Source organism: Nocardia sp. NPDC058633 (assembly GCF_042717045.1).
GTDB lineage: Bacteria > Actinomycetota > Actinomycetes > Mycobacteriales > Mycobacteriaceae > Nocardia.
On sequence record NZ_JBHXRA010000041.1, the window covers coordinates 1 to 4,783 of the forward strand.

Below are 4,783 nucleotides of genomic sequence, written 5' to 3' on the forward strand. Positions count from 1 at the left end.
GGTACTGCACTCGACAGGGTGTGGGAGAGTAGGACACTGCCGGAACATCATTGCGAAAGGCCCTCCAACTTCGGTTGGAGGGCCTTTTTGCGTTCCACGGGCGTCCTGTCAGATCGTGACCTTGGGTAACGTCACTTCGGGTAGTCGCGATTCACCTGATGTCCGACCATTCGAAGAGGGAGATGTTCATGGGTTCTACCGATGCAATGGCATGGCTCAGTGAAGGCGTTTTGGCCGGCGATCCGGTCCGCCAGGCATTGTTCGGCATTGTCGCATTGCCGATCATGCTGTTCGGGCTGCTGACCGGACAGCCGTTCTGACCCAGAACTCGGCTCGGGATGAGTATGGCCGTTAGTAGCCATCGGCGCTGATGGGACAACATGGAAGGGCCCTCCGACTTGGGTTGGAGGGTCCTTTTGTGTTCCGCGACAACTGATTTCGCGAGTGCATGGGTAACTCGCCGGGGACGCCCGGCCCGGTGCCACCATCACGCCGCCAGCCCCGCCGACAAAGCGCTTCGCATCCCACGACCGGCAAAAGTCGCGGAGAGTCGGAACAGCTACAGTGCTTGGGTGCGCCTCGTCATTGCTCGCTGCCAGGTCGACTATGTCGGCCGACTGACCGCCCACCTTCCGATGGCTCGTCGGCTGTTGTTGATCAAGGCCGACGGGTCGGTGCTGGTGCACTCCGACGGCGGTTCGTACAAGCCGCTGAACTGGATGAGTCCGCCGTGCTGGCTGGTGGAACAAGATGTGCCGGACCCGGTGCCCGCCGCATTGCCCGCGGGCGTGCGGCCGCTGCGGGAGGGGCAGATGCCGGAGCCGGTGACCGCGAAGGCGCTGTGGGTGGTGACCAACAAGGCCGGTGAGGAATTGCGGATCACCATCGAGGAGATCGAGCACGATTCCTCACACGAACTCGGCGTCGACCCCGGCCTGGTGAAGGACGGCGTCGAAGCGCACCTGCAGGAGCTGCTCGCCGAGCACGTGACGAAGCTCGGGGAGGGGTACACCCTGGTGCGGCGCGAGTACATGACCGCGATCGGCCCGGTGGACCTGCTGTGCCGCGACGCCGACGGCGCCACGGTGGCGGTGGAGATCAAGCGACGTGGTGACATCGACGGTGTCGAGCAGCTCACCCGCTACCTCGAACTGCTCAATCTCGACCCGCTGCTGGCCCCGGTGAGCGGGGTGTTCGCGGCGCAGCAGATCAAGCCGCAGGCGAAGACGCTGGCGGAGTACCGTGGGATCCGCTGCCTCACGCTCGATTACGACGAGCTACGTGGCACGGAGAGCAACGTTTTCCGCCTTTTCTAGGAGGAAGTGGGATGCCGCGACGGAAACCACGCACCGGGCGTCCTACGGGGCCCGCGCCGATCGGTGACGTCTACGGCCGCACCGAGGACGGTCCGGGTGACGAAACCTACATCGTAAGAACGGTTCCCGGTGCCCGCGCGGTGAAGACCTATCGGTGCCCCGGCTGCGATCACGAGATCGCGGTCGGTGTCGCCCATATCGTGGCTTGGGCCGCCGAGGGCGGCGAGGACGACCGGAGGCACTGGCATCAGGGGTGCTGGAACGGCAGGCGCACGCGCCGCATCACCCGCCGTTGGTCGTGACGCAACACACAACGAAAACCGAAGGCCGCCTCGATGATTCGAGGCGGCCTTCGGTTTTCCTGGTGAATGTCGTGACGAGTCCGACAGTCGGTTAGTTGACGTCGGCGCTCTCGCGGTCCTCATCGACGATGTCCTCGTCGGCGACCTCGGGGATGGCCTTGTTCTGGCGCGAGCTCGACACCGACTTGTTGCCGTTGTTGCTGATCGACTTGCGCTCGGGAGTGCCGTCGAGCAGTTCGCTCTCGCGGTTGACCGCGGCGAGCATGGCGGGCACGGAATCGAGCTGACCGCGAATACCGAGCAGCTGGGCCAGCACTCGGCCGCGCAGCACGCGCATCTCCTCGGCCAGTTCCTTCGCGTGCGCGATCTTGCGCTCGGAGGTCTGGGTGGCGGAGCTGATGAGGCGGTTCGACTCGTCGGTCGCGTCCTTGATCCGCTGGGCGGCCTCGGCGCGACTGGTGGCCTCGAGCTCCTCCATGGCACGGGTCAGCTTGGTGCGCCGATCGTTCATGGTGGCCTCGAAGTCCTGATGGGTGGCCTTGCGCTTGGCCTCGGCCTCCTTGCCGAGACGTTCCACATCGGCCTGGGCGGCCTCGATGATCTTGGCGGACTCGGTGCGCGCGTTCGCGAGGGTCTGCTCGAACTCGATCTCGAGCGCCTCGCGCTTCTCCTTGGTCTCCGCGAGCAGCGACTCGTACTTGCCACGCATCTCGGTGGCCTGCTGCTCGGCGATCGACACCATCTCGGCGGCCTCGGCCTGCGCCAGCGCGCGGACCTCGGACGCTTCGTCCGAGGCAAGGCGCAGCATGCGCGAGATACGGTCGGACATGCCTTCGGCGGTGGTCGGCGGCACGGAAAGCCGGTCGACCTCCTTGCGGAGCTCGTCGATCTCGTCACGCGCATCTTCCAGCTGACTGGCGAGATTGCGGGCCTGCGCGGCGGCAGCGTCCCGGTCGGTGGCGGTGACGCGGAGCTCAGCGTCGAAGCGGTCGAAGTAGTTGCGCACCTCGTCTTGCGCATAACCCTTGCGCACAACGGTGAAGGGCAGTGCAACGAAGCGATTGCGATCGGACTCAGGTGACGACATGGCACACAAAATACAGCCTCGAGCGAGCCAATGGAGACTCGACCGTGATTGTGATCTCGCCGAGATTTCCCGACCGTACCCGTGTACTAGTGCGTAACATCCGGGTTCGGCTCCACGAGCTCGACCAGCACACCGCCAGCATCCTTCGGATGGATGAAATTGATGCGGGAATCGGCGGTTCCGTGGCGGGGGGCTTCGTACAGCAAACGCACACCACGCCCGCGCAGGAATCCCGAAACCGCCTCGATATCGGTGACCCGGTAGGCCAACTGCTGCAGTCCGGGGCCGCTGCGGTCGATGAACTTGGCGATGGTCGACTCGGGGGTGAGCGGGGCCAGCAACTGCAGGGCGGTCGCCCGGTCGGCGGCGGCGGGGCACGACAGCATGGCCTCGACGACGCCCTGGGCCTCGTTCACCTCGCGGTGGGTCTCGACCATGCCCAGGTTGTCGGTGTACCAGGCCACGGCGATGTCGAGGTCGGGCACGGCGATACCCACGTGGTCGACGGCGATGACGTAGTCGGCGGGGATGAAGTTCTCGTTGGTCACCCCACGAAGCTAGCGCGGACCTGCGTGCCGGGCGCGCGCCGATACCGGTTACCGTGGAGTCCAACTCCTGTACGCGCGCGGTGCTGCTGTGTGCGTCCGGTGAGGATCGACTCAATGAATGCGAGGCTTTCGTGACCACTTCTGTCATCGTGTCCGGTGCGCGTACCCCGGTCGGTCGGCTGCTGGGCGGTCTGAAGGGCTTCAAAGCCTCGGATCTGGCCGGTGTGGCGATCAAGGCCGCGCTCGAGAAGGGCGGCGTCGCGCCCGAGCAGGTCGACTACGTGATCCTCGGTCAGGTGCTGCAGGCCGGTGCGGGGCAGCTGCCCGCGCGTCAGGCCGCCATCGCCGCGGGTATCCCGATGGATGTGCCCTCGATCCTGATCAACAAGGTCTGTCTGTCGGGCATCAACGCGATCGCGTTGGCCGACCAGCTGATCCGCGCCGGTGAGCACGAGATCGTGGTCGCCGGTGGCATGGAGTCGATGAGCCAGACCCCGCACCTGCTGCCCAAGAGCCGCGAGGGCTTCAAATACGGCGACACCACCCTCGTCGACCACATGGCCTACGACGGCCTGCACGACGTGATCACCGACCAGGCCATGGGCCTGCTCACCGAGGATCGCAACGACCTGGACAAGGTGAGCCGCGAGGAGCAGGACGCGCTGGCCGCGGCCTCGCACCAGCGCGCTGCCGCCGCGTGGAAGAACGGGCTGTTCGAAGACGAGGTCGTGCCGGTCGCGGTGCCGCAGCGCAAGGGCGACCCGGTCTACGTGACCGAGGACGAGGGCATTCGCGCCGATACCACCGTGGAATCGCTGGGCAAGCTGCGTCCGGCTTTCCGCAAGGACGGCACCGTCACCGCGGGGACCGCCTCGCAGATCTCCGACGGCGCGGCCGCGGTGATCGTGATGAGCAAGGCCAAGGCCGAAGAGCTGGGGCTCGAGTGGATCGCTGAGATCGGTGCCGCGGGCCAGGTGGCCGGGCCGGACTCGACGCTGCAGGACCAGCCGGCCAACGCGATTCTCGCCGCCTGCGCGAAGGAGGGCATCACGCCCGCCGAGCTGGACCTGATCGAGATCAACGAGGCGTTCGCGGCGGTCGGTGTGTCCTCGACCCGCAAGCTCGGCTTCGACCCGGAGAAGGTCAATGTCAACGGTGGCGCCATCGCCATCGGACACCCGCTCGGCATGTCCGGGGCGCGCATCTTGCTGCACCTGGCGCTGGAGCTGAAGCGTCGCGGTGGTGGCGTGGGTGCTGCCGCGCTGTGTGGTGGTGGCGGTCAGGGTGATGCGCTGATCATTCGGGTTCCCGCCTGAGTTCTGTCCGAGAAGGCCCTGGCGCTCTGGTGAGTGCTGGGGCTTTCTTGTGGGCTGGGATTTGGTGATCGGTAGTCCCAGGCAGGGCTGTGTTTGTTGGAGCGCTGGCGCGCTCGAGTCGCGGCCCCGAGGGGCCGGCCGGGGGGGCCCCGGGGCGGGGACGAGATCTGGGAGGGCCCCCGCCCCAGAACCCCCCCCCCCCCCCCCCCCCCCC

General features: G+C 66.5%; 6 protein-coding genes. 4 read left to right on the forward strand and 2 right to left on the reverse strand.

The window, feature by feature from the left end; translation table 11 throughout:
* Nucleotides 1-188: 188 nt before the first annotated feature.
* The 3 genes from ACFWUR_RS29560 (at nucleotide 189) to ACFWUR_RS29570 (ending at nucleotide 1,618) form a co-directional block, all read left to right on the forward strand.
* Nucleotides 189-320, forward strand: a complete 132-nt coding sequence (locus tag ACFWUR_RS29560; RefSeq protein ID WP_364412807.1) for a hypothetical protein — start codon at nucleotides 189-191, stop codon at nucleotides 318-320.
* Nucleotides 321-572: 252 nt separating this feature from the next.
* A complete protein-coding gene (nucS, locus tag ACFWUR_RS29565; RefSeq protein WP_378911219.1) occupies nucleotides 573-1,316 on the forward strand; it encodes an endonuclease NucS in 744 nt (247 codons plus the stop codon).
* 11 nt (nucleotides 1,317-1,327) lie between these two features.
* A complete protein-coding gene (locus tag ACFWUR_RS29570) occupies nucleotides 1,328-1,618 on the forward strand; it encodes an ATP/GTP-binding protein (RefSeq protein ID WP_378911221.1) in 291 nt (96 codons plus the stop codon).
* 91 nt (nucleotides 1,619-1,709) lie between these two features.
* On the opposite strand, the gene ACFWUR_RS29575 is transcribed toward ACFWUR_RS29570, so the two are convergent.
* Nucleotides 1,710-2,705: a hypothetical protein gene (locus ACFWUR_RS29575; protein WP_378911222.1), complete on the reverse strand. Its 996-nt coding sequence runs from the start codon at nucleotides 2,703-2,705 to the stop codon at nucleotides 1,710-1,712.
* An 86-nt stretch (nucleotides 2,706-2,791) separates the two neighbouring features.
* On the reverse strand, nucleotides 2,792-3,253 hold the full coding sequence (gene mce / locus ACFWUR_RS29580; RefSeq protein ID WP_378911223.1) for a methylmalonyl-CoA epimerase: 462 nt from the start codon (nucleotides 3,251-3,253) through the stop codon (nucleotides 2,792-2,794).
* A 131-nt stretch (nucleotides 3,254-3,384) separates the two neighbouring features.
* Between mce and ACFWUR_RS29585 the strand changes: the two genes are divergently transcribed.
* Nucleotides 3,385-4,569: an acetyl-CoA C-acetyltransferase gene (locus tag ACFWUR_RS29585; RefSeq protein ID WP_378911225.1), complete on the forward strand. Its 1,185-nt coding sequence runs from the start codon at nucleotides 3,385-3,387 to the stop codon at nucleotides 4,567-4,569.
* Nucleotides 4,570-4,783: the final 214 nt, after the last annotated feature.

Bases quoted from the DNA above. Each gene is read 5' to 3' on its own strand.
- ACFWUR_RS29560 (WP_364412807.1), top strand. From the start codon at position 189: ATGGGTTCTACCGATGCAATGGCATGGCTCAGTGAAGGCGTTTTGGCC.
- ACFWUR_RS29570 (WP_378911221.1), top strand. From the start codon at position 1,328: ATGCCGCGACGGAAACCACGCACCGGGCGTCCTACGGGGCCCGCGCCG.
- ACFWUR_RS29575 (WP_378911222.1), bottom strand. From the start codon at position 2,705: ATGTCGTCACCTGAGTCCGATCGCAATCGCTTCGTTGCACTGCCCTTC.